The organism is Rhodoferax sp. ZS1R8 (assembly GCF_056521325.1).
Genome location: NZ_JBWMBA010000138.1, coordinates 1 through 1162, shown reverse-complemented (window position 1 = coordinate 1162; position 1162 = coordinate 1). Strand labels below are relative to the sequence as shown.

At 55.2% G+C, this 1162-nt stretch carries 2 protein-coding genes; one reads left to right on the top strand and one right to left on the bottom strand.

The features are described 5' to 3' along the window. Window positions 1-265: 265 nt before the first annotated feature. Complete coding sequence (locus tag AC097P_RS24465) at window positions 266-823, bottom strand: Spy/CpxP family protein refolding chaperone (RefSeq protein ID WP_479613013.1); 558 nt, start codon at window positions 821-823, stop codon at window positions 266-268. Between the two features lie 67 nt (window positions 824-890). On the opposite strand from AC097P_RS24465, the gene AC097P_RS24460 reads away from it, so the two are divergent. Then, window positions 891-1162 (top strand): hypothetical protein (locus AC097P_RS24460; protein ID WP_479613012.1); only part of this gene is annotated, 272 nt, incomplete at its 3' end.

Genomic DNA, 1162 nt, shown 5'->3' with positions numbered 1-1162 from the left:
TCAATGTGGTGCTGTCGGGAAAATTTTTGCCGTACAAGCAGTATTGAGGTTCGGCGAAATTGTTGGACTGGGCGGGGAATTGGGGTCGATATTGCCGAGAACGTCTAGGCCCGCTTAAGACACTAAGCGGTACTAGAAATTTTCGATCTAGCTACTCCTAACCGGTCACTGGCAACCGGGGATCGACGGACCGCTATGGGGTGAGCTCTTCGTCAAACCGAGCGCCCGCCATGGGCTGCAAGCTGAACATGGCGTTGAATTCAGCTTAGTGCTTGTGTTGCGATCGAGCCTTCGGAACCATGGTCGCGTCACCAGAATACCCTCTGAGCTGTGAATAGCGGGCATTTTGGTCTGGCGTCAACACCACCACTTGGGCCAAATGCGTCTCTAGATGAACCCAACGCACGCGGGCCTGAAGCGCTCCAATTTCATCCAATGCACTGCGCAAAAGCGCCCGTGTGATGGTTTTGCTGGCAAACAATTGGTCGAGTTTGCGTTCCGCTGCCACTACCGCGTGGCCCAAGGGAATTGCTTTGGCAGTCATGGCAGCCTTCAGCGCTTGGGTCTGTGCGCGTTGTTCGCATGTCAGCTCCAGTGCATCTGCCAACTCCAGAACGTGCGCGGGACCAGCGTAGCCATTGAGTTCGGCTGCTTTTGCCAAACCCATGCCTTTGCCGGCCACAAGGTCACCGACTTCTTCAGCAGAAAGTGCCTTAATTTCGCGCGCCTCCTGCCCCGCGTAGGCGGAGGCGGGTGCGGCTTGTGAAGCGGCTCCGTACAAACAAAGGGACGAAAACACACCAACCAAGACAGCGAGTTTCATAGGTATCTTTCAAAATAGAAGGGCATTGTCGGTCCGAGCTCGGCATTGGATATATGATTTTGATCATATGAATTTTGCAACAACCCCAGTCACCAGCAAGCTGCCGCCAGCGTTGCATAGTCTCCTGCCTGTCGATCTGCGTGAGGCCTGTTCGCAGCACACCCACCAGCGTCGTCACTTGCCTTTTGCGCAGCGCAAGCGACCGACCCGCATGTTTTACATCTCCAGCGGTGAGGTCGTATTGCAACGAACAAGCGCCCAAGGCGATTGCTTTGTAGTGCAAAGGGTGCGACAAGGTTTTGTAGCGGAGGCAAGCCTAGAGGCCCGCGGCTATCACTG

What these genes read in the sequence shown, in the direction of transcription:
- AC097P_RS24465 (WP_479613013.1), bottom strand. Translation starts at nt 823, where the DNA reads ATGAAACTCGCTGTCTTGGTTGGTGTGTTTTCGTCCCTTTGTTTGTAC.